The sequence below is a fragment of the Neptuniibacter sp. 2_MG-2023 genome (assembly GCF_030547495.1).
Classification (GTDB): domain Bacteria; phylum Pseudomonadota; class Gammaproteobacteria; order Pseudomonadales; family Balneatricaceae; genus Neptuniibacter.
The window spans coordinates 26,979-51,317 of sequence record NZ_JAUOQC010000002.1; the positions used below are offsets into that span (position 1 = coordinate 26,979).

14 protein-coding genes, 1 pseudogene and 1 riboswitch are annotated in these 24,339 nt (G+C 43.3%); of the genes and pseudogenes, 8 read left to right on the plus strand and 7 right to left on the minus strand.

Annotated features, from left to right (window positions below; all coding sequences use genetic code 11):
• Nucleotides 1–20 precede the first annotated feature (20 nt).
• From nirB to Q4486_RS02720, 7 genes and pseudogenes are all read right to left on the minus strand, one after another.
• Nucleotides 21–2,543: a nitrite reductase large subunit NirB gene (gene nirB / locus Q4486_RS02690; RefSeq protein ID WP_303518374.1), complete on the minus strand. Its 2,523-nt coding sequence runs from the start codon at nucleotides 2,541–2,543 to the stop codon at nucleotides 21–23.
• Nucleotides 2,544–2,645: 102 nt separating this feature from the next.
• Nucleotides 2,646–3,836, minus strand: a pseudogene (locus Q4486_RS02695) (NAD(P)/FAD-dependent oxidoreductase); the annotation flags it as partial.
• A gap of 373 nt (nucleotides 3,837–4,209) precedes the next feature.
• Nucleotides 4,210–5,100, minus strand: a complete 891-nt coding sequence (locus Q4486_RS02700) for an ABC transporter ATP-binding protein (protein WP_303518154.1) — start codon at nucleotides 5,098–5,100, stop codon at nucleotides 4,210–4,212.
• Nucleotides 5,101–5,129: 29 nt separating this feature from the next.
• The gene (locus tag Q4486_RS02705; protein WP_303415726.1) at nucleotides 5,130–6,095 is read right to left on the minus strand and encodes an ABC transporter permease; all 966 of its coding nucleotides are present in this window, start codon (nucleotides 6,093–6,095) and stop codon (nucleotides 5,130–5,132) included.
• 83 nt (nucleotides 6,096–6,178) lie between these two features.
• Nucleotides 6,179–7,558, minus strand: coding sequence for a CmpA/NrtA family ABC transporter substrate-binding protein (locus Q4486_RS02710; protein WP_303415529.1), 1,380 nt, complete (start codon nucleotides 7,556–7,558; stop codon nucleotides 6,179–6,181).
• A gap of 410 nt (nucleotides 7,559–7,968) precedes the next feature.
• Nucleotides 7,969–8,991 (minus strand): CmpA/NrtA family ABC transporter substrate-binding protein, encoded by a 1,023-nt coding sequence (locus Q4486_RS02715; RefSeq protein ID WP_303518157.1) that lies wholly within the window; start codon nucleotides 8,989–8,991, stop codon nucleotides 7,969–7,971.
• A 17-nt stretch (nucleotides 8,992–9,008) separates the two neighbouring features.
• Entirely contained in the window at nucleotides 9,009–9,605 is a 597-nt protein-coding gene (locus Q4486_RS02720; RefSeq protein ID WP_303415527.1) for an ANTAR domain-containing response regulator, read from the minus strand.
• A 358-nt stretch (nucleotides 9,606–9,963) separates the two neighbouring features.
• Between Q4486_RS02720 and Q4486_RS02725 the strand changes: the two genes are divergently transcribed.
• The 8 genes from Q4486_RS02725 (at nucleotide 9,964) to Q4486_RS02760 (ending at nucleotide 24,332) form a co-directional block, all read left to right on the plus strand.
• A complete protein-coding gene (locus Q4486_RS02725) occupies nucleotides 9,964–12,603 on the plus strand; it encodes a nitrate reductase (RefSeq protein WP_303518159.1) in 2,640 nt (879 codons plus the stop codon).
• 159 nt (nucleotides 12,604–12,762) lie between these two features.
• Nucleotides 12,763–13,149, plus strand: coding sequence for a YbaN family protein (locus tag Q4486_RS02730; protein WP_303415525.1), 387 nt, complete (start codon nucleotides 12,763–12,765; stop codon nucleotides 13,147–13,149).
• 403 nt (nucleotides 13,150–13,552) lie between these two features.
• The gene (locus Q4486_RS02735; protein WP_303518160.1) at nucleotides 13,553–14,800 is read left to right on the plus strand and encodes an HDOD domain-containing protein; all 1,248 of its coding nucleotides are present in this window, start codon (nucleotides 13,553–13,555) and stop codon (nucleotides 14,798–14,800) included.
• Nucleotides 14,801–14,986: 186 nt separating this feature from the next.
• On the plus strand, nucleotides 14,987–15,979 hold the full coding sequence (rlmF, locus tag Q4486_RS02740; RefSeq protein WP_303518162.1) for a 23S rRNA (adenine(1618)-N(6))-methyltransferase RlmF: 993 nt from the start codon (nucleotides 14,987–14,989) through the stop codon (nucleotides 15,977–15,979).
• Between the two features lie 117 nt (nucleotides 15,980–16,096).
• Nucleotides 16,097–16,891 (plus strand): gamma-glutamylcyclotransferase family protein, encoded by a 795-nt coding sequence (locus Q4486_RS02745; RefSeq protein ID WP_303415522.1) that lies wholly within the window; start codon nucleotides 16,097–16,099, stop codon nucleotides 16,889–16,891.
• 9 nt (nucleotides 16,892–16,900) lie between these two features.
• Nucleotides 16,901–17,614, plus strand: a complete 714-nt coding sequence (locus tag Q4486_RS02750; RefSeq protein ID WP_303518164.1) for a hypothetical protein — start codon at nucleotides 16,901–16,903, stop codon at nucleotides 17,612–17,614.
• 23 nt (nucleotides 17,615–17,637) lie between these two features.
• Nucleotides 17,638–22,701, plus strand: a complete 5,064-nt coding sequence (locus tag Q4486_RS02755; RefSeq protein ID WP_303518166.1) for a diguanylate cyclase — start codon at nucleotides 17,638–17,640, stop codon at nucleotides 22,699–22,701.
• A gap of 389 nt (nucleotides 22,702–23,090) precedes the next feature.
• Nucleotides 23,091–23,190: riboswitch (guanidine-I (ykkC/yxkD leader) on the plus strand.
• 62 nt (nucleotides 23,191–23,252) lie between these two features.
• Nucleotides 23,253–24,332, plus strand: a complete 1,080-nt coding sequence (locus Q4486_RS02760; protein WP_303415725.1) for a putative urea ABC transporter substrate-binding protein — start codon at nucleotides 23,253–23,255, stop codon at nucleotides 24,330–24,332.
• Nucleotides 24,333–24,339 lie beyond the last annotated feature (7 nt).

Here is a 24,339-nt window from a genome sequence, read left to right on the forward strand (position 1 = left end):
TCTATTTTCAGCGTACTTAATTAAGCGGGTCTAACTTGATTGCGCTCGATAATGTGCACAATTTGTGGGTCAGTTTGTTCTTCTGTATTCACAAGAGTTCTAAACTGTTTTAGTTTCTCTTCATCTTCAAGTGTGGTTTTCCACTCACACTGATAAGTATCTACAACATGCTGCATCTGGGCTTCTAGCTCTGTAGCAATATTTAACTTATCGTTTAGAACCACTTCTTTGAGATAATCCAAGCCACCTTCTAAGTTTTCCATCCATACGGATGTGCGCTGTAGGCGGTCGGCTGTTTTTACGTAGAACATTAGAACCCGGTCGATATATTTAACGAGAGTTTCATCATCTAGGTCGGTAGCAAATAGATCCCCGTGGCGAGGTTTCATGCCTCCATTACCGCAAACATAAAGGTTCCAGCCATTTTCCGTAGCGATAACACCAATATCTTTGCTTTGTGCCTCTGCGCATTCACGGGTACAACCAGAAACAGCAAATTTGATCTTATGGGGAGAGCGTAAGCCCTTGTAGCGATTCTCAAGCTCGATCGCCATGCTTGCGCTGTCCTTCACACCGAAACGACACCAAGTACTACCGACACAAGATTTAACTGTACGAAGAGACTTGCCATAGGCATGACCGGTTTCAAAACCTGCATCAATTAACTCTTTCCAGATAAGTGGAAGTTCATGCAATTTTGCACCAAATAGGTCGACACGTTGTCCACCCGTAATCTTGGTGTATAAGTTGTATTTTTTACCGACTTGGCCTAATACGATTAGTTTGTCAGGCGTAATCTCACCACCGGCGATACGGGGGACAATAGAGTAAGTGCCATCTTTTTGTATATTGGCCATGAAGCGATCATTGGTGTCTTGTAAGCCTACATGGGGTTCATCCAATACATGTTCGTTCCAGCAAGATGCGAGAATAGAACCGGCCGTTGGTTTACATATTTCACAACCTAAACCTTTACCATGCTTGGCAAGTAGATCGGAGAAGCTACGAATCCCTTCAACACGAATAATGTGGTAAAGCTCTTCGCGGGTGTAGGCAAAGTGTTCACAGAGATCTGTACATACCTCTACACCCCGTTTTTCTAATTCATGGTCAACGATGGTTTTCAACATCGCTGCGCAACCACCACAACCTGATGCTGCTTTGGTAACCTCTTTAACATCGGCAACGCTCATAGCGCCGTCATCTATGGAGCAACAGATTTGGCCTTTAGTAACATTTAGACATGAGCAAATGGTTGCTGTGTCTGGCAAAGCATCGGGACCTAGTACGGGCGCTGACGATCCGTCTAATGATGGTAGGATAAGAGCTTGCGGTTTGTCTGGTAGATCTATGCCATTGAGTGCATATTGAATCAGCGTATCGTATTTACTGTTGTCACCTACTAAAACAGCACCGAGCAGTTTTTTACGATCTTCAGATACAACGATACGGTAGTAAACCTGTGTGTCTTCATCTAAATAACGGTAGCTAATACTACCTGGCGTTTTACCATGGGCATCGCCAATAGAGCCAACATCTACGCCGAGAAGTTTAAGCTTAGTGCTCATATCCGCGCCGGTAAATGTAGCCTCGTTTTCTAGATCGCCGACAATGGCTGCAACGGCTGTTTTCGCCATAGTGTAACCGGGCGCCACTAAACCAAAGATTTGATTGTTCCATAATGCACATTCGCCGACGGCATAAATGTTTTTATCAGAAGTTTGGCAGTAGTTGTCAACAATGATGCCACCGCGCTCGCCAATTGCTAGAGCGCTACTACGAGCTAGGGCGTCTTGAGGACGGATACCCGCAGAGAATAGGATTAGGTCTGTTTCTAAGAAAGTGCCATCACTGAAGTTCATACGGTAGGTATGCTCTTCACCTGGGACAATTTCGGAAGTTGCTTTATTGCAATGAACGTCTACATCTAAGGCTTCTATTTTTTTCTTTAAAAGCTCGCCCCCATCTTCGTCTAGCTGTACTGGCATTAAGCGCGGAGCAAACTCAACAACATGGGCTTTTAAACCTAGAGATTTAAGCGCGTTAGCCGCTTCTAGCCCCAGTAAACCACCACCAACAACAACGCCGACGGAGGCCGCTTTTGCACACTCTTGGATTTTATCTAAATCTTCCAAGGTGCGATAAACAAAGCAGGCATCACCATCATTTCCCGGAATGGGGGGGACAAAAGGGTATGAACCGGTAGCGAGTACTAGCTTGTCATAGGGATAGCTAGCTTGCTCGGTGATCACCTGCTTTGTATCGCGATCGATCTGCGTAGCACCTTCGCTTAAGTGAAGCTGCACGCCATGTGTTTCATAAAAGTTATCTTCTACTAGGCAGAGGTCTTGGTAGGTTGAATCACCAAAGTACTCTGAAAGGTGGACGCGGTCGTAAGCTGCACGTGATTCTTCGGCCAATATATGAATTTCATATTCGCCTGCAACTTCGTTAGCGACAAAGTTTTCAATAAAGTGGTGGCCCACCATACCGTTACCGATAACGACCAACTGCTTTTTGTTTGAGTCCGTTGAAGTAGTCATAGAAGATATACCCATGTCTTGTGTTTGAGTGTCTTGAGAGCAGAACGGACTGCCAAATAGCAGTTGTTGTCTGTTCGCACTCAAATCGATGTTTTGTTTTAGCTGATCGAAATACCACTGCCCCTCACGGACATCACCGTATAAAACGGCGCCGACTATTCGGTTATCTTTCAGCCAAAGTTTTCTGTATTCATTGTGTTGAATATCGTGATAAGTCAGTGTTTCTGTCTCAGGAGAATCCTGAAGCGAACCACATGAAAAAAGGTCCACACCGCTGATTTTTAACTGAGTCGCCACCGGTGCTTCTTGATAAAATTTGGTTTCGTTGAGAAGGCTAGAGACAAGAACATCCGCCTGCTGCCAGATAGGGGCGACTAAACCATAAGTGAATGATTCAAACTGGCAGCACTCCCCTAACGCATAAATAGATGAATCTTTAGTGCGCATTTGGGCATCGACCAATATGCCGCGCTGGTAATCAAGTCCTGCTGTTTCGGCTAATGCCTTATTCGGTGTTACACCTATAGCGGTGACTACAAGGTCGGCGGGTAGCGTTTCGCCTGTTGCTAGTGCTACCGACTCTACCGAATCATTGCCTTGGATCGCTTGAGTGTTAGCTTTAAGGCGGAATTTCAGGCCTCGCTCTTCAAGCGCGTTTTGCAACATTTTTCCGGCGGTTTCGTCCAGTTGATGATCTAGTAGGTACTTGCCACGATGAAGAAGCGTTACATCCATACCTTGCACACGTAGGCCTTCTGCCGCTTCAAGGCCTAAGAAACCACCGCCAATAACAACGGCACGTTTCTTTTCTTTGGCAATACGTTGCATCTGCTCAACATCTTTAAATGTCCTAAAGCTCATAACCCCGTTTAGATGTGCGCCTTCTACAGGTAGAGGGGTTGGGTATGAGCCGGTCGCAATAACCAGTAGATCGTAATCTACTTGGACGCCTTGCTCGCTAATGATTAATTTATTAGCGCGATCAATCTGTATAGCGGGATCTTGGCTGTGTAATTTCACACCATGTTCTGCGTACCACTCTGTGGGTAGGGTGATCACTTTATCTTTATCCAGTTCACCGCTGAGTAAGTTGGATAGCAAAACACGGTTATAGCTACCGCCCGGCTCTTCACCAAAAACAGTTACATCAAGCGAGTGCTCTGCACGCTCAAATAAGCGTTGCAGTAACCGGCCTGTTGCCATTCCGTTTCCAATGATGACCAAACGTTTTTTCATAAAAATCCTAAATCCCAAAAATAAAAAAAGGCGTTCACATTCAACATGTATGAGCATGTTGATGTAGAACGCCTTTGTTCTCAGAGCTTGTTGTAGATAACAAATACATTAATATTTGTTACATGTTTTTATCAAAGCATTTAGTGTGCCATTTATTTTTATCTATTGTTTTTCAATATGTTAGGTTTTTTTAATCAGTATTGCCAGGTTTTAATTCAGCAATCTGGCTTTGTTTTGATGCGGATTAGGCTGGTGGTGAGCGGTTTTGGTGCGATTGTTGGGAGTGATAGGGGTGTCGAGATGGTTTGGGTCTAGATAGGCTGTGATTGGTCGTTCAGGTTAGTGCTTGTAGAAGATAAATAGGCGTTCATACCTTTCCCTATGCAATCGGGAAGGGTGTAGAACGCCTATTATAAAGTGCTGTTAGTAACTAGGCGGCTTTATCTTCGCCCTTTGCTTTTGGTTTGTGCTCATCAGTGGCTACTTTAAGCGTTGCTTCATCCTTTTTTTTACTGCTAAGACCGCTATCAGGAGTCCGTTGTTTTTCATAAAGAAAGGTCAGTACTTCGTGACGATAGTGGTTATATTGAGGGTCATCGGCTAAGGCGATGCGATCGCGAGGACGGGGCAGATCTATATGTAAGATCTCACCTACTGTCGCGGCTGGACCATTGGTCATCATAACGATGCGATCAGAAAGTAATACAGCTTCGTCGACATCATGGGTAATCATAATTACGGTGTTATTCAGGTCTTTTTGGATCTCCATTAAGGAATCTTGCAGGTGGGCTCTTGTTAGGGCGTCTAAGGCACCAAAGGGCTCATCCATCAACATAACGGTAGGCTCCATTGCTAACGCACGTGCAATACCTACACGCTGCTTCATACCACCTGATATCTCATCTGGGCGCTTGTCCATTGCGTGATCCATATGAACAAGTGATAGATTATGTTCTATCCATTCGCGCATTTCGGCTTTGCTTTTTGATTTGCCAAATACTTGTTTTACGGCAAGCTCGACATTTTCATAGGCCGTTAACCAAGGCAGTAATGAGTGGTTTTGAAATACAACCGCTCGTTCTGGACCTGGAGCGTTTACCTCTTTTCCATCGAGTAGGCAGCCGCCATTGGTGGCTTGATAGAGGCCGGCTACTATATTCAATACAGTCGATTTACCGCAACCTGAGTGACCGATCAAAGAGACAAACTCCCCTTTGTTAATCGTCAGATTAATATCCTGAAGCGCTTTAAAAGGGCCATTAGGTGTAGGGAAGTCTATATCGACTTTAGTTAGCTCTAAATGCTGAGGAGGCTGACTCATGATAATTATCCTTTTTCTAAGACCACTAATTAACGAAGTACTACTGTTTTGTCCCAAGACATTTTGCGCTGTAGAAACAACATGCAACGGTCTAATAGGAATCCGATAAATCCAATAACGAGTACGGCGACCATAATACGACCAAGAGAGTTGGAGCTACCGTTTTGGAATTCATCCCAGACAAACTTACCTAGTCCAGGGTTTTGAGCCAGCATTTCTGCTGCGATTAATACCATCCAAGCGATACCAAGGGATAAACGTAATCCGGTAAACATCATTGGAATGGCTGATGGTAGGACGATCTTAACAATATGAGTGAACCAGTTAAGACGGAGTACTTGTGATACGTTTTGTAGATCTTTACTTATTGATGATACGCCCACTGCTGTATTCAACAGTGTTGGCCATAAGCTACAAAGAGATACAGTGATCAATGAGGTAATAAATGATTTAGCAAACATTGGATCTTTGCTGACATAAACCGCACTTACAATCATTGTTACTAAGGGTAGCCAAGCAAGGGGCGACACTGGCTTGAATAGCTGGATGAGCGGATTAAACGCTGAATAGAGTGTGCTATTTAAACCTATAAGTATGCCCGCAGGTATGGCGATAAGTGAAGCGATCACAAAGCCAGCTAATACGGTAATAAGGCTTGTAATGATCTGATCAAAAAACGTGGGTTTGCCTGTATATGGGCGCACTTTTATTTTAGCATCAGGGTTTTTAGCCAATTTTTTCTCGTTGCGCACATCTTGGCGTTCGTAGAATTTGACCTCTTTTATGCGTTCAGCTTTATGCTCTTCTATTAATGTTAGGGATTGCTGGTAGACAGCCGCAGGGCCTGGGAATGTACCCAAAGATGTGTGAACATTTTTTGCGCCGATCTCCCAAATAAACAAGAAAATTAACAGGCCAATAAGAGGTATAAGTAAAGACTTTCCCAACTGACTGAAATTTGTTTTAGGGTTCTCAATAAAGCGACTAAGACCCATGGTGGCTAAAATATTACTCATAATGTATTCCTCTCGTTGATCTGTAGCCCCTCCCGTTTAGGGGAGGGGCCTTTATTGTTAGATCAAAGTTTCTGATCTGGCTTCAGACCGATTGAGAATTTTTCTAGGTATGCGTTTGGTTGTTTACCATCAAAGGTGATGTTGTCGATAAAGTGTGTCTGTGGTGCTTTGTAGCCATCTTCGGAGACAAAGTCAGGGAACATATCAGTTGTCATTTTCCCTTCTTCGATAAGCTCTTTGGCAGCAACTGCATAGATATCTGGGCGATATACTTTTTTAGCTATGTCCATAAACCACTGATCTGATTTAGGTTCAGCAATTTGACCCCAGCGACGCATCTGAGTTAAGTACCAGATCGCATCAGAGTAGTATGGGTAAGTTGCGTTATAGCGGAAGAATACGTTGAAATCAGGCACTTCACGTTTATCGCCTTTTTCGTACTCAAAAGTACCCGTCATTGAGTTAGCGATAACATCGTAATCCGCACCGACATAATCAGACTTTGATAAAATCTTCACCGCTTCTGGGCGGTTAGCATTATTGTTGTCATCTAACCATTTAGCGGCACGAATCATCGCTTTAACAACACGGATATGGGTATTAGGGTTTTCGTCCGCCCATGTTTTAGATACCCCGAAAACTTTCTCTGGGTTGTTTTTCCAGATCTCATAATCGGTTACGACTGGAACACCAATACCTTTAAACACGGCTTGCTGATTCCAAGGTTCGCCAACACAGTAACCATAGATAGTGCCTGCTTCCATTGTTGCAGGCATTTGAGGTGGCGGAGTCACGGATAAAAGCGCATCTGCATCGATTGTGCCTGATGTATCACCGTTATGAGGCGCGTAATAACCAGGGTGAATACCGCCTGCCGCTAACCAATAACGTAGTTCATAGTTATGGGTAGAAACAGGGAACACCATACCCATGTTGAAAGGTTTACCTTCATCTTTATATTTTTCAACAATTGGCTTTAAGGCGTCTGCTTTAATTGGGTGAACTGGTTTTCCATCAGGCCCTTTAGGTACGTACTGTTTCATCTGATCCCAAATGTCATTGGATACAGTGATAGCGTTACCATTTAGATCCATGCTGAATGCAGTAATAATGTGGGACTGAGTACCAAACCCTATTGTTGCGCCTAAAGGTTGTCCTGCAAGCATATGGGCGCCATCAAGTTCTCCATCAATAACGCGGTCTAAAAGAACCTTCCAATTAGCTTGGGCTTCTAGTGTTACGTATAGGCCTTCATCTTCAAAGAAGCCTTTTTCGTAAGCGATCGCCAAAGGCGCCATATCCGTTAACTTAATAAAACCAAATTTAAGGTCTTCTTTTTCGGGCTCGCCTGTTACTGCCCATGCAGGGGTAGTAATCAAGGCGGCGGCCAAAACCGTACTACTGATGATTTTGCTGAGTAGAGCCGTTTTCTTATTAAGCATGGATCGCTTCTCCAATCTTGAAAAACAAAAAGGCGCCTAACGTAACCACAAATTCGTGATTCGTTAAGGCGCCTTTGCCATAAAATAAACTGTCGGGTTTTTAGGCCCTTGTAATCTTTTGAGAGTGCCCATCATTGAGCAATTCTTTGTGGATTAATAAAGCATGTGCTGTGCCATTAATTATAAATTCTTTTATAAACAGATAGTTAGTTTTAATTTCTTGGTTTTTTGTAAGATTAAACAGAGCTGCCGCGCTGCACAATAGTGCGTGAGTGGTCATAAGAGGTGCGTATTGATGCAAAAAGGGTGTAAGGTTTGTTTCTGACATTATGGGTAGGTTTTCGCTCTTACTGTCGATAAAGCCTAATCAAGAAAAAGGTAAGGCAGAAGATGTGCTTCTGCCTTTAATTTCAGCTGATCCAGCGCTGAAAAAGATCATGGCGGTAGACTGAGAGGCTAATCTCGGAGAAATCAGCTTCTTGGTTTGATAGTTGTCCACACTGCTTCATCTGCTCCAGTATAAAAATACCCTGTTTAGGATCTGGAATGTTAACCGTCGCGCCAGCGAAATGCTGCTCCATTGCCAAGGGTGGTGTGTAGTCAGAAAGCTTAGTGGCGGCTTGATCTAGGTATGGAGGTAGCGCAAGGAGTTGGTAGAGCTCCTCTTTATTGTTGATATCTTCAACCCATTGGCAAGCTTCATATAACGCTTTTACTAATGCTTGGTGGGTATTAGGGTAGGCCGCTGCCCACTCTTGAGTCACACCAAGAACCTTTTCTGTATGGGCTCCCCATATTTTGTGCCCGGTCGTCAGTAAGCCGCCGATCTTCTGAATGAGCGCTAAACTGTTCCAAGGTTCACCTACGCAATAACCATCTATAGCGCCATTAGATAAGCTTGGTATCATCTGGGTTGGTGGAACAGCGATTAATTGCACATCATGTTCTGCATCAATCCCATGTTGTTCAAGCCAGTAACGAAGCTGATAATAATGGTTTGAGTATGGATATACCGTTGCCATGACCGGTTTGACTGAGCTGCTCTTTACCTGTTTTTTAAATTGCTCACCGACTAGTTTGTCGTCTTCCCAGTTATCAATTGTTTTGGATAAGAGGGTATGGCACTCTTTAGATAAAGTGATTGCCGTACCGTTTTGGCTGAGGGATAGGGCGGTTAACATTGCTGTTTTATTGCCATTTAAGCCCAGTGTAGCGGCTAATGGCATAGGTGCGAGCATGTGGGCGCCATCGTAAAGACCGAAACTGACTTTATCCCGTATCGAAGCCCAGGAGGCTTCCTTACACAAAACAACGTTGAGATTATACTTCTCGAAAAAGCCTTTTTCCCTAGCAACAACTAAAGGTGCACAATCTAATAGCGCGACAAAACCGAGCTTTAGTTTGTTTTTTTCAACTGTCAGTAATTCTGACATAAATTATCCTCTCATCTCTACTTGCGCAGGCCGTTCGTTAGTTCCAGAACATCAATAACACTCTGAGCGACATCAGGTAGTTTTTGACCTCGATCCATGGCTAATTTTCGAAGCGTTTCAAATGCTTGTTTCTCATCGCACCCTTGATGCTTCATTAGCATGCCTTTGGCTTTTTCAATAACTTTCCTATCCGCTAATTGAGTTTTAGCTTTTTCGAGTTCTGCGCGTAGTGAACTGTGAGCATCGAAATGAGCAATAGCGGTATCCATAATGGCTTTAACTCGCTCGGGTTGTAATCCGTCTGCGATATAAGCACTGACACCGGCATTGATAGCATCACACATGGTTTTGCGATCGTTTTGCTGCTCAGCGAAAAAAATGATGGGTCTTGGATTGTTCTTACTCATCGTAGACATACTTTCGAGCGTGTCTCGATTAGGCGAATCCATATCTATAATCACGATATCAGGATGAGTATCCTCTACGCGTTTATTGAGATGGGTAGTATTTGGTAGTTGGCAGACGACATAATGGCCTAATGAGTGTAGCGCTTCTTTGAGCGCTTGGACTCTTTCCGGTTCGTCATCTATCAATAAAACATTTAAACGATTCACGTTACTTATTAATCCATATCCGGAGTTGGATAGGAATTAAATAAGCAATAAATGTTCCATTATGGGGCGGTTTTAAGTTTTCTCTATTTTCGCTGCCCATTTGTCTACTTTTAACAGTTAATTGGGCGGCTGTGAAATGAGTTGAGCTTAGCCTGTATTATCAATTGGCACATTGCTTGCTGAGTCACTCATCATATTTATTGATAAAAATGTACAGCATGTTTAGTACATAAAAAATTATAGTAGCGCAACGGAGCGCACTTATCTGGCAACTAGCAGATATGTGGCTCCGTGCCGTGTACGCTGTAAACTGGAAAGTGCATCTGGATTTGTGTGTTACAAAGCAGTGGAGGTTTAGATGCACAAAATGACAACGTGTCCATACTGCGGTGTGGGCTGTGGTGTTGATGCTGATATTCTGGATTCCGGTTCAATCGGTGTTAAAGGCGATAAATCTCATCCGGCTAATTTTGGCAGGTTATGCGTTAAAGGCTCAGCCCTGCATGAGGTATTAGGTGCGGGTGGTCGTCTACTTTCCCCTCTTATAAATAATGTCCCTGTTTCTTGGGATAGCGCACTAGATGAGGTCTCTTCTAAATTTCTTCGCACTATATCGGAGCACGGGCCTGACTCTGTAGCTTTTTACTTATCCGGTCAATTGCTCACAGAAGATTATTATGTAGCCAATAAACTGATGAAAGGTTTTATTGGTAGTGCCAATGTGGATACGAATTCACGTCTTTGTATGTCGTCCGCTGTAGCGGGTTATAAACGTGCCTTTGGTAGCGATACAGTGCCATGTTCCTATGAAGACTTGGAAAAAGCGGAACTATTGGTGCTGGTCGGCAGTAATACCGCGTGGAACCACCCTGTTTTATATCAACGTATGCAGGCTGCTAAGAAAAAGAACCCCTCCCTTAAAGTAGTAGTGGTTGATCCTCGCCGAACAGCAACCTGTGATTTAGCGGATCTTCATTTAGCGCTTAAGCCAAGTACCGATAGTGAGTTATTTTCAGGATTATTGAGCTATCTGGCTGATCAGGATTGTTTAAATCATGATTACATTGAGCAATACACAGAAGGTTTTGAGCTTGCTTTAACTTCAGCCCAGCAGCAGTTTGACTCAGTTTCAGCGGTAGCTAAGTATTGTGACCTAGAGAGTGATATTTTAACAACGTTTTATGAGTGGTTTGCCCAGACTGAAAAAGTTGTGACCTTTTATTCTCAAGGAGTAAACCAGTCTTTTAGTGGCACTGATAATTCCAATGCGATTATTAATAGCCACCTTGCTACCGGTCGTATAGGTTTTGAAGGAGCGGGCCCGTTTTCTATTACTGGACAGCCTAATGCTATGGGTGGGCGTGAGGTTGGCGGTTTAGCAAATCAGCTAGCCGCGCATTTGGACTTCTCTTCGCCTGAGTATATAGATCTTGTCTCGCGTTTTTGGAATGCACCGAATATTGCTCAAACCGAAGGTTTAAAGGCGGTTGAGCTTTTTCAAGCTATTGAAGAGGGTAAAGTTAAAGCGGTTTGGATTATGGGGACAAATCCTGCAGTGAGTTTACCTAATACCCATCAAGTGACACGGGCGTTGGAAAAGTGTCCCTTAGTGGTTGTTTCTGATTGTATGGCGAGTACTGAAACCCTTAAATATGCTGATGTTTGCTTACCCGCAACAGGATGGAGTGAGAAAGATGGCACAGTCACTAATGCAGAGAGAAGAATTTCACGTCAGCGTAGTCTCTTAGCACCTACGGGGGAGGCTAAACATGATTGGTGGATTATTAGTGAAGTGGCCAAGAAAATGGGTTTTGAAGATGCATTTTCTTATCAACATCCAGCAGAAATTTTTGCAGAGCATGCTGCGCTCTCTGGTTTTGAGAATGACGGCAACAGAGATTTTGATATTAGTCTGTATCAAGATATAGATATTGATACTTATAATTCTTTTAAACCGGTTCAGTGGCCGGTGACTCAGGAAGCACCTTACGGGACTGCGCGTATGTTTTCCGATGGCCGCTTTTTTACGCCATCAAAACGGGCAAGGTTTATACCTATTCAGGCTTCAAGCCCTATTCAGCAAGTCACCCCTGAACTGCCTTATATCTTAAATACAGGCCGTATTAGAGATCAATGGCATACCATGGCAATGAGTGGACGTGCGCGCCGCTTGTTTCAACATAGGGATGAACCTTTTGTGGAGCTTAATCAGGCCGATGCGCTAAAAGAGCAGATCTCTGATGGCGAGTTGGTTAAGCTGAGCCATCCTCAAGGGGATTATATTGGCCGTGCTCGAGTTATGGTATCGGAGCAGCGTAGGGGCGAGCTGTTTGTGCCTATGCATTGGAATAATGAATTTAGTTCCTTGGCTAAAATGGGCGCTTTACTGGAACCCGTGACGGACCCTATTTCAGGGCAGCCTGAGTCTAAACATGGACGAGTCAGTCTTTCTAAACTTAATCCGAGTTGGCAAGGGTGGCTAATGTGTCGCTCTGATTTGGAAATCAATTTACCCGTTGAATACTGGTCCAAAGTACCTAAAGGTGATGTTACTTTTTATTATCTTGCTGATAGTGTTGAGTTGGTTGACGGTATTGCTTGGTGCAAAGAGCATTTAGGGGATGTGTCTATCTGGTTAGAAGATCCGAATAGCCAAAACTTTAGAGCAGCGGGGCTAAAAGGCGAAGCACTTGAATGGACTTTTTTTGTTATGCCTTATGGAGAGATACCTTCTACACGTTGGTTGGAGGAGATGTTTTCTGAAGCGGAATTGTCGATTGATCAACGCCGTTTTATCTTGAGTGTAACCGGATGTGAAATTGAAAATCCCGGTGAGATGATCTGTAGTTGTTATCAAGTAGGTAGTAATGCCATAGTAGAAGCGATAGGGTTAGGTTCTAGGACGGTTGATATGCTAGGGGATAAGCTTAAGTGTGGAACTAACTGTGGATCCTGTATTCCTGAATTGAATGCTATATTGGCAAAAGAGCTGAAATAAACAATGATAACCAGAGAGGGGCCATTGCACTGAGTGTAGAGCTTTTCCAGAGTAGAGATAATTATAGGCATCGTTAGGTGCCTTTTTTTTACTGACTATCTTATTAGATAGGTTAAGTATCTACTTAGGCTTTAGGTTTATGCTGTTAAAGGAGGAATAGTGAAAGCTAAAATTATACGTTCTATATACCTCATAGTCGGTTGCTTATGTGTCGTTCTTGGATTTATTGGCGTAATCCTACCGCTTCTTCCTACAACACCTTTCTTGCTTGTCGCTACTTTCTGTTTTTCACGTAGTTCTGAACGCCTGCATCAGGCTTTATTAAATAATCGGTATTTCGGTCAATATATACGAGATTGGGAAAATGGCGGTGTTATCCCAACAAAAATGAAGATTCTGGCTACGACAATGATGTTGTTAATGGTTATTTATCCTCTGTTTTTTAAATCATTTCACTTAGGTTTAAAAGCGGGAGTTGTTGCTACGATTATTATTGCGCTGCTGTATATCTGGTCGCGCCCTTCAAAGTTAGAGTTACAAGAGTAGTGCTTCTTTTATTTTGTATAGAGTTCGTTTTATGGGTACTTTTTATATGCTCAAGAGCAGCTTTTTTCTATAAAAATAAATATGGAATAATTAGTAAAAAACACTTTGTTTTTACAAAGTTTAATGGATGTTTATTGAATTGTTTTTTTATATTTTGATCTTATTTAGTGATTTTAAAATGAAATATACTCATTAAAAGTTCGATAAAATTTTAATCAAAACAAATGAGTAATTAATAACCTTTGTTTTGTGGGTGGTTTGCCCTGTTTTTCAAACAGCTTTTATTTTATTCGTTTTAATTAGCTAAAATTTTAATAAAAACAGACTTTTAAAACGCCTTATACTCACTATTTTACAGGTACAAGGTTTGTAATGATTAACTCAATAATTGTGAGTAAAGGCCATGAGCACGATCACTAATAGTTCTTTACATAATTTCAAAGTAGTCATGTTGGATGCTGAATGCCGATATACTAATTGGACTAGAGATGTCACGGCGTCTAATCTTGCGTGGGATTTTGTTCGCTTTGATTCTAAAGACAGTTTGCTTTTATGCTTAGATGAGCAGATTTGTGATGCGGTGATTATCCCTTGCTCTATGCGTGCTCAAGTTGATATTGAGTTGATGGCTCAAATAGCTAAACGCCATCCTACGTCTGTTCGAGTGTTTATGGGGGCAGAATATTGGAATGCTGCTCAAAAAGCGAAAGCGGCGGATGTGGCACACCGAATTTATCCTAGCGCTGTAACGATTGAAGACTTAGGGGCGTCGCTTGAATATCAAATTAAATTACTCCACTTACTTAATCGAAGCTCCTTACAAGCTTATGTAGGGTCTGTTGGTTGCTTGCCGTCACCCCCTAGTATCTATCGTCAACTTACTGATGCTATTAATTCTGATCGAGCAGATTTGGCTGATATTGGTGAAATTGTTGAGCAAGATCCCGCCGTTGTCGCGCAAATCATGAAGCAGGTAAATTCTGCTTTCTTTGGTTTTGAACGCACTATCATTGATTTAAAAGAAGCGATCTCTATGTTAGGTGTTCGTAACTTACGTAGTCTTGCCTTGAGTAGCCAGTTAAATAACCAGTTTAAAAGCCCAGATGATTGGAAGGCATTTTCATTTGAGCAGATGAATGCGCGCTCCTTAGTTGTGGCTCGTTTGGCACAGACCATCTGTCGTCGAGCAGGTGCCAGCAAAGTGATGCAGGATCAAGCCTTTTTGGCGGGTTTACTGCATGATTTGGGTATATTGATAATGGCATCTCATAATCCAGAGCAATATAAAAAACTATTAAATTATGCGGTTAAAAAAAGTAAACCTATTTATTTGGTAGAGAAGGCCGCTTTTGGCTTTTTCCATGGTGAGGTGGCGGGCGCTTTGCTTGCTTTATGGAACTTACCTCCTCAAGTGATAGAGGCGGTGATGTTACATCATGTCCCACATCTATCTAAAGATCATGATTTTAAAGTACTAACTGCCGTGCATGTTGCTGATGCAATGATACCCTCAGTGCATGTGGAAGGAGAGTGTAATCTCGCGAGTAATTTATCACTACGTTATTTAGATCAAGTGGGCGTTATGGATGAAGTCCCACAATGGCGGATTGTCGCCAATGAATACCGTGTTCGCATGGTATCCAACTTATAAGAGAGGATCTCATAAAATCGCTGGTAACTTTGGCCAAGTCTTGCAGGAAACATACGTTTGGGGTCTGTAGTCGGTAAGACTTGGCGATTTTTTTAGCCTAGCAGGGGTAACTTTCTTAAACCCTTTTCACTTATCTTGCTACAATCTCACTGATAAATATGAGCTGATATTAGAATGTGAGGATGTGTGAGTAAACCTTTGAAAAGTAGCAGTGATCGATCTGTAGTTAAAACCTCACTGCACGCTCGCAATCTCCATCGCTCACGTTATGATTTTGATCAGCTGTGCAAAGCATCTCCAGAGCTGCTATCCCACGTATATCAAACGCCTAATGGGCAAGATTCCATTAACTTTTCTGACCCGCAATCGGTTAAATTACTTAACCAAGCTCTTTTGAAAGTATTCTATCAGATAGCATTTTGGGATCTTCCTCAAGGTTATCTTTGCCCACCTATCCCAGGACGAGCAGATTACATACATCATATAGCGGACCTGCTAGCGGAGAGTAACGGAGGTCGTGTACCTGTAGGTACAAAGGTGCGTGGTTTAGATGTGGGCGTGGGGGCTAACTGTATCTATCCCATTATTGGTAGTCAGAGCTATGGGTGGCAGTTTGTTGGCTCTGATATAGATCCTATCTCCATTGCTGCGGTGGGTGAGATTGTTAGATCAAACAAGGTGATGAAGAATAAATTGCAGTGCCGATTGCAGCCCTCGTCTGATCGAATCTTTGAAAATATTATTCAGCCGAAAGAGTTCTTCCATTTCTCTATCTGCAATCCCCCCTTTCATGCTTCGCTTGCAGAAGCTAGCGCGGGAAATAAGCGTAAAGTGAGAAACTTAAATCGAGCTAATGGAAATGCGGATAAGGCTAAAGAGAAACTCAATTTTGGCGGGCAGGGCGCTGAATTGTGGTGTAAAGGTGGTGAGATCGCTTTTGTACGCCAAATGATTAAAGAGAGTAAACACTTTGCAGATAATGTGCTTTGGTTTACGACGTTAATATCTAAAAAAGATAATCTTCCGGCTGTTTATCAGGTACTTAAGCAGGTGAATGCTAAAAAAGTTAAAACGGTTGAGATGGCGCAAGGGCAAAAAGTTAGCCGCTTTGTTGCTTGGAGTTTTTATACTGCATCGGATCGTGAGCTTTCCTTTCTTGATCCTTCTTCTGCTTCCTAAGCTATTGATTTTGAGTCCTATCTCTGTATTGTAAAGGTCTTGCTGTCAGCTAAATAACGTCGATTTAGGTTAAGTGCTGGCTTAGTGTATTGCCCCTAATAAGGTGGTTTATATCACATGTTTCGTTATTTCGGTTTTGGCTCCAATATGAATCAGCTCTCCCTACGAGCTAAAGGTGTTGAGCCTTTAACATCACAGCGAGCGGTTTTGCGCGGTTGGCGTTTGCGCTTTAATGTGCAGCACTTCTTCCGGCAGGAGGGCGGTGTTGGGAATATTGAATGTACCGGTAATCTGAGTGATTGTGTTTGGGGTGTGCTTTATGAGTGTCCAGATGAAGCGCTTGCACCTTTAGATGCGGTAGAAGCTTGCGGCCATGGTTATGACCGAGTCAATGTTGATGTGGAAACAGAAAGTGGAACTATCACGGCGTTTGCCTATATTGGCATAGCTGAGTTTATCAATGAGATGTGTTTACCTAGCCAGCGCTACCTTAATATTATTGTTGAGGGTGCCCGATCAGCAGGACTTGATGCTGAATATGTAACAGCGCTTGCACGTCACCCTGTGCATGACCCCGGCGTATACCCTCCTTTTCAGCCTCCCCAAGGTGATTATCCTCAATTTAATAGAACTTCTTTAGCTCAGTATCCATTGTATACGGTGTTGGATGGGTCTGTTTTTGATATGTCGGAGGCGCGACGACAGCATGAATATTTAAAAGGTTTCTTCGGGGGTAAAGATATGACATTGTTTCATCTAAAAAGGCTAGATTGTAGCGATCATAGTGAAACTATGGATGATGTGAGGCACAGGCGCTTTAATCAGGCCCAGCGGCAATATTTAGACGCGTTTCTACACGAATATGCTCGCGAGTACCGTTATGTTGGACGCTTTGATTACAGCGAAGAGTAAGGAGTATTAATGAATCATTTTCCCCCAGCGCTTGCCCATGGTGCATTAGAAGAGGTATTTCCAGACCTGTTTTTTGTTAGTGGTGCTATGGAGACCGTTTTACAGGAGATGGACTGGGCGTTTAGTCGTAATATGACGGTGGTTCGGGATGGTGAGCGCCTGATCCTTGTTAATAGTGTACGTTTAGACGAAGAAGGGCTTGCGGCATTAGAGCGTCTAGGGAAGGTGACAGATGTTATCCGTCTAGGATGTTTACATGGGCGTGATGATGAGTTTTATGTGGATCGGTATGATGCTGACTACTGGACTTTACCTGGTATGGAAAGCGATAAAAGTGTGAAGGACGCACGTGTGCTTACAACAGAAAACCTACCTATCTCAGATGCTTCGCTATTTATCTTTGAGACTACAAAAATACCCGAAGGCATTTTACACATTGATCGAGCAGGTGGTGTTCTTATCGCCTGCGACGCACTACAAAACTGGTTAGAGCCAGATCAATATTTTTCCGATGCCTCTAAAGAACTGATGCAAAATATGAACTTTTTTGTGCCCGCCAATATAGGCCCTGTATGGGCGCAAGCGGCTGAACCTTTAGGGGATGACTTTAAACGCCTGTTAGCCTTGCCATTTAAACATGCTCTATGTGGTCATGGTGCCCCTGTCTCTGATACCGCGTTCGATGATTATAATGCGACATTTCAACGAATGTTCTCCCTTTAGTGCCCAGTGCTAGGGAGCATGGAGTGAGGGGCGTCGGCTTAAAATTACCCGGTTATATCATCGGTTCAGTACTATGGCGGGCTGATGGGCGGGTCGTTTACCGTGCGCGCTGCTTATCCAATGATCTTCCTGTTGCTATTGAGACACTCGATACTGAATTTCCAGAACGTCATCAAGTGGCAGGTATTCGTCGAGAGGGATTAATCGGCCAACATCTATCGGAGGTTGTAGGGGTTCGAAAAGTCCATGAAGTGCTACCCCATGGCAGCGGTAATTTAGCCTTAGTCGGCGAGTTGTTTGATAACACCCTTAAAACATTGCTCATTCGTGAAGGGCGATGGGGATTGCCTGTAACTGATGTGCTCAATATAGCTTTGAGTATAGTTCGAGCTTTGGGCGGTATACATGAGAAGGATATAGTCCATAAAGCATTAACGCCGGGCCATATATTGTTCGATACCTTAACAAAAGGTGTTTCTATTGCCGGTTTTGGTATTGCCTCCGAATTAGATCAAGAGCGTCAAGCGGTGCAGATGTCTCGTCGTCTCGAAGGGCCTTTGCCCTATATCTCCCCTGAACAGACAGGGCGGATGAACCGTGATGTAGATTATAGGTCGGATTACTACTCGCTGGGTGTGCTGCTGTTTGAGTTATTGACAGGTAGGCTGCCCTTTCAAGCGGATACCCTGCTGGAGTGGGTTTATAGCCATATGAGCTGTTTGCCGCCTGCTCCAGACGAGCTAAGACCTCAGATCCCTAAAGCTGTATCAGCGATTGTTCTTAAATTACTCTCAAAAGAACCTGAAACGCGTTATCAAAGTACCGAAGGTCTTATCTATGATCTCGAACGTTGCGCGGAGAAACTATCGATTGAAGATCACAGCATCGAGCCTTTCGAGTTGGGAAAGAATGATGTAGTACAGAAGTTTCTAATACCGCAAAATTTATATGGCCGCGAAGCTGAATTGGCTCAATTATTTGAGTTATTTGAAAGTGCAGTGATGGGACGAACTGAGTTTTGTTTAGTTCATGGTTATTCTGGGGTTGGAAAATCCGCGCTTGTTAATGAGATTGATCGTCCGCTGGTACGCGAACGAGGCTTCCTTGTTCAAGGTAAATTTGAACAGTTTCAGCAAGGGGAGGCTTATACCGCTTTAATAACGGCCTATCGAGGCTTAGTACAACAGCTATTAGCTGAACAAGAAGTGGGACTGGGTGAGTGGCGGAAGAAGTTGCTTGACGCTTTAGGGCCTAATGCTCGTTTAGTGACAGATTTGGTACCCGAATTAGAAATTATTATTGGTCATCAGCCTGAGGTAGCGGCACTTCCTCCCGCTGAAGAGCGCAACCGTTTACAGATTCTATTAACTGCGTTTCTCCGAGTATTTGCAGGAGAAGGGCACCCAGTTGTTCTGTTTCTTGATGATTTACAGTGGAGTGATGTGCCCACGTTGGCGCTGTTGAAACGCTTAGTTACCTCAAGAGAGATGAGCCATTTATTGTTAATTGGATCATATAGAAGTAACGAAATTGGTAGCGGTCATCCTTTAGGTTTGTTGCTTGATGATTTGAGCAATCAGCATAATATTCGTCAACTTCCTTTAGGGGCGCTCGATCAACATTCCGTAAGGCAGTTAGTGGCTGATGCATTGTGTGGTGAGCTGGATGAAACTTATATATTGAGTGATATGCTTTTTTATAAAACACTCGGCAACCCTTTTTTTATCAATGAGCTATTGAGGCAGCTGCATAAAGAGGGGGCTATTACAGCAGATAAACAGAGTGGCAAGTGGTGTTGGGATCTTGATGCCGCCCGTTGGTCAAATGTAAGTACAGATGTTGTTGAATTTATGGTGGGTAACCTCCGTCAGCTTCAGCCTGAGACTCAGAATGTTTTACAGTTAGCCGCGTGCATTGGAAGTACGTTTGATCTTCAAACCTTAGCGGCTATTTCTGAACAAAGTATTGATGATACGGCTATAGCACTTTTACCTGCATTGAAACTTCATACAGTGCTGCCTTTGCATAGTGATTATCGTTTGGTCGGGCGAAATTCGGAGGCGTTAGGGTTTAATCCAATTTATAGGTTCCAGCATGACCGTATACAGCAAGCTGCTTATACGCTTATCGACGTTCAGCGTTTACCTGAAGTACATCTTTCTGTAGGGCGTCGCATGTTACGTCATGCTGGTGAAACTGTACCTAATGATCGCTTAATTGATATTGTGGAGCATTTAAACGAAGGGCGTTTGCTGATTGAGTCGGAAGCGGAACGTTTATATCTTGCTGAACTTAATCTACGTTCCGCTGTGCGAGCGAAACACACTTCGGCTTATGAGGTGGCACTGAATTATCTACAAATAGCTATTGGTTTATTACCTGCTAATCCTTGGTGTAGCGCGCCAAAGTTAATGCAACCTTTAGCTATAGAGATCCAACAATGTACTTATCTCACAGCTCGAACGGAGCAGGCAGAAGAGTGGATCGAAATTTTATTAGAGCATGCGCATACTGGTTTGCAGAAAAGTGACATTCTGGCCACACGAACACGACAGTATTCGACCCTTGGAAAGATGGAGGCATCGATTCTCTCTGCTATTCAAGGCCTTGCGCTTTTAGGTGTGGAATTTACCGATAATCCAACAGATGAAGAGGTTGCCGAGGAGCGGCAGAGGGTTAAGATTAACTTAGGTGAACGCCAAGTTGCGGAGCTTGTGGATGCTCCGTTAGTTAAAGATGAGGCTGTTTTAACCGCGATACGTCTTATGATGGAAATTTTTCCAGCCACGTTTCTTTCGGGTTGTGGGAATCTATTTCCGTATCTGGTCTTAAAGGCAGTCAATCTTTCGTTACGGCATGGAAATAGCCCTGAATCCGCTTTTGCATATGCCGCTTACGGCATGCTCTTGTGTGGTGATATTGACGAGCCCGAAGAGGGTTATCAATATGGGAAAGTTGGTTTAGCCTTGAATGACCGTTTTGATGATCAGGCGCTACGGACACGCGTGATTTATGTTTACGCAATGTTTGTTCATCACTGGAGTAATCATTGGTCTACGTTGACCCCTTTATTTCGTAAAGGTATTGAATCGGGTTATCAATCCGGAGATCTGCTTTACCTTGCATACAGTGCTCAAGACTGTGTGATTTGGGATCCTACTCTTGATTTAGAAACGGCCCATCGTCTACATGCGGAAAATTTAGAGATTGTTCGAGAGTGTGCTTATCAGGACTCATTAGATTCTGGCACCTTATTTTTGCAGTTACAGCGTAATTTGCTGGGACTGACGCATACACCGTTTACCTTAAGTGATGATGACTTTGATGAGCAGCGCTGCTTAGAGGGTATGCGTGAACGTCAGTTTATGACAGGGATTGCCAATTATCAGATCTATACTGCGGAGATCTGCTTTTTGTATGGCGATTATGATCGTGCGTTGAGCTTTGTTCGTGCACAGGATTTGATGATCAAATCTTCCATGTCACTACCACAGTTAGTGCGTTTTTATATTGTATCTTTTCTGACGCTTGTAACACATTTTCCATCAATGGGAACTGACGATCAGGCTGAAACAGGTCAACGTTTAGAGCGTGATCTTGCCCGTATGCGGCGTTTAGCAGATAACTGTGCTGAGAACTTCCGTCACCTTCAATTTTTAATGGAAGCAGAATTAGAAAAGATCTATGGCTGCCCGGAAAGCACCTTAGAACTTTATGATGTGGCGATTGATGCAGCTAGAGAAAGTGGCTTTTTGCGTGATGAGGCGACAGCATGCGAACGTGCTGCCCGTTTTCTTATCGGCCTTGGCCGTAGACGATCAGCGGAAGGTTATTTGAGAGCGGCCCATCGTATTTATGATCGCTGGGGGGCACACCGTAAGGTGGAATTACTTGAGCAGGAGTTCTCTATATTAACTGAGTGCTCCGCTAGTGCTTATCTGTCAACGGCCAAGCAGGAGGTGACAGATCTTGATTTAGCCTCAGTTATGAAAGCGTCTCGTGACATATCTGGCGAAATTTTATTAGACCGATTACTCAAAACCAGTATGAGCATTTTACTAGAAAATGCAGGTGCTCAATGGGGTTGCCTCGTGGTTAAGCACGAGGGGGAATTAGTGGTGGAAGCGGTAAAACTGCCAGATCATTTGTCGGCAGAGGGATTAGCAAATCATTCACTTATTTCAACGGTTGCTGGTGAGAAAATACCTTTACCTGTCACTTTGCTAAGCCAAGTATTTCACAATGGTTCTGCGATCGTACTTCATAATGCACTAGACGATGGCTGTTTTATCCATGATCCCTATATACAGACATTTAAGCCTTTATCTGTGTTGTGTGTACCTATTCAAAGAGAGCGCTTTGAGGCTGTGCTTTATATGGAAAATAATCTTGCAAGCGGCGTTTTTAGACATGATCGTGTTGAGGTTATTCGCCTTTTAGCTGCTCAAGCATCTGTGGCCATTGAGAATGCACGCCTTTATGAGCAAGTGCAGGAGCACTCTAAAACCTTGGAAGATAGAGTCGCTGAACGAACGGCTCGTTTAGAACAAGTCAATCAAGAGCTACAAGGGCTAGCTGATCGGGATGGTTTGACGGGGGTAGCCAATAGACGCAGAGGTGATGCTTATCTAGCTGAAGTTTGGGAGCGTTTACGCAGAGAAGCACACCCACTCACGATTATTATGCTTGATGTTGATAATTTTAAGGCCTTCAATGATAACTATGGACATCAAGGCGGAGATGATTGTTTGATTGCCGTTGCCAAAGCGGTGCAATCTCAACTTCTTAGACCTACTGATTTAGTGGCACGTTATGGGGGAGAGGAGTTTATGCTCATTCTTCCGGATACCGATTATAAAGGCGCAGCACTTATTGGTGAGAAGGTTCGTTGTGCTGTGCAGGATATGACGATTGAGCATGCTCATTCATCAGCCAGTCATGTAGTGACGGTCAGTGTAGGTACCGCCACTATGATTCCGGTAATAGAGCAGGGGGCTGATAGCTTGCTTCGTGAAGCGGATATTGCTTTATATCGTGCGAAAAGGATGGGGCGAAATCAATTACAACAAGCCTCTAATATTAGTTAATTAATAGCACTAAATAACGTTCTATTAGCAACGACCGAGGACAGCATCACTTAACTTTGTAAGCTTCATCCCAGTAAACCCTATCGGTTTTTCTCTTAATCTCTAGTCAAAGTTCATTCACCCTATATAGTTCGAGTCGTCTAGCTGCTTGCGGCTCAGTACAGGTAAGTTTGTAAGGATAATTTGCCTTTTTTTGGGGCGTGGATGCTATTTTTGTTTTCTTTTGGGGCAGGCCAAGTGTTCTTTGAGTCGATTTTATATTTTTAACTTTTTGTTTTTAAAGAATTTAGTTTGTTTGGCCCTTATTTTGCTTTTGTATAAAGCAATATGCACAAGAGCATACTTAGGTTGGTATTAATTATGGTTAATACCGCTTATGACAATTTGATCAAATGGGTATCTAGGGTTCCGACTACAAAGATGTAGTGTCTGGACCGAGAGTTACCAACCTCACCTGAGGTCACACGGAGGGATAAAAGCCCGGGAGAACAAAACCTATTGGTGATGTCTCTTGTGCTTAATTTTCGTGAAACTACAAAGGTGAAGTTATGATGAATACCATTCGATCTTTCATGCGAACGCTGCTGATGTGCGCTTCAGTGTTCTCCCTTCTACTAAGTTTTTCCTCAACTCTTCAAGCTGAAGAAAAAAGCGAATTTAAAGTTGCTTGGACGATCTACGTCGGTTGGATGCCATGGGATTATGGCGCAGCGACAGGGATTGTGGATAAGTGGGCTGATAAATACGGCATTAAAATCGACGTTGTTCAGGTCAATGACTATGTTGAGTCTATTAACCAGTTCACGGCAGGCCAGTTTGATGCCACTGTAATGACTAACATGGATGCATTAACTATCCCTGCAGCGAGTGGTGTTGATTCAACAGCGCTTATCGTTGGGGATTTCTCAAACGGTAACGATGGTGTTGTACTTAAAGACGCTAAAACATTGGCAGATATTAAAGGCCAGCAAGTTAACCTAGTTGAATTAAGTGTTTCCCATTATTTACTAGCACGCGGCCTTGAAACAGTTGGCATGACAGAGCAAGACGTTAAAGTGGTTAATACCTCTGATGCCGATCTTGTTGCTGCTTTTAGTGCTGACGATGTGACAGCAGTTACCACTTGGAACCCTTTGCTAAGTGAAATAACGGCTATGCCGAATGCAAGCAAAGTATTTGATTCCTCTATGATCCCAGGTGAAATTATTGACCTGATGGTTGTTAATACTGAAACCCTTGAAGCGAATCCAAAACTGGGTAAAGCCTTAGTCGGTGCTTGGTATGAGATCATGACAACCATTGCGGCTAATGATGAAGGCTCAATTAAAGCGAAAAGCTTTATGGCTGAAGCATCAGGTACTGATCTAGCGGGTTATGAAGCTCAGCTTGCCTCTACAAAAATGTTCTATACCGCTGCCTCCGCCCTAGAATTCACAAATAGTGACAGCCTTACAAAAACGATGCAGAAAGTGAGTGAATTCTCATTTGAACATGGTCTTTTGGGTGAAGGTGCACCGGATGCGAAGTTCATAGGTATTGAAACACCCGCAGGTGTTTACGGTAACGCAGCGAATATCAAACTTCGTTTTAACCCAGCGTATATGAAAATGGCTGCCGACGGCTCTCTGTAATCTCTTA

Bases quoted from the DNA above. Each gene is read 5' to 3' on its own strand.
- Q4486_RS02705 (WP_303415726.1), bottom strand. From the start codon at position 6,095: ATGGGTCTTAGTCGCTTTATTGAGAACCCTAAAACAAATTTCAGTCAG.
- Q4486_RS02735 (WP_303518160.1), top strand. From the start codon at position 13,553: ATGAGCACGATCACTAATAGTTCTTTACATAATTTCAAAGTAGTCATG.
- Q4486_RS02750 (WP_303518164.1), top strand. From the start codon at position 16,901: ATGAATCATTTTCCCCCAGCGCTTGCCCATGGTGCATTAGAAGAGGTA.
- Q4486_RS02710 (WP_303415529.1), bottom strand. From the start codon at position 7,558: ATGCTTAATAAGAAAACGGCTCTACTCAGCAAAATCATCAGTAGTACG.
- Q4486_RS02745 (WP_303415522.1), top strand. From the start codon at position 16,097: ATGTTTCGTTATTTCGGTTTTGGCTCCAATATGAATCAGCTCTCCCTA.
- Q4486_RS02700 (WP_303518154.1), bottom strand. From the start codon at position 5,100: ATGAGTCAGCCTCCTCAGCATTTAGAGCTAACTAAAGTCGATATAGAC.
- Q4486_RS02725 (WP_303518159.1), top strand. From the start codon at position 9,964: ATGCACAAAATGACAACGTGTCCATACTGCGGTGTGGGCTGTGGTGTT.
- Q4486_RS02760 (WP_303415725.1), top strand. From the start codon at position 23,253: ATGAATACCATTCGATCTTTCATGCGAACGCTGCTGATGTGCGCTTCA.
- Q4486_RS02715 (WP_303518157.1), bottom strand. From the start codon at position 8,991: ATGTCAGAATTACTGACAGTTGAAAAAAACAAACTAAAGCTCGGTTTT.
- nirB (WP_303518374.1), bottom strand. From the start codon at position 2,543: ATGACTACTTCAACGGACTCAAACAAAAAGCAGTTGGTCGTTATCGGT.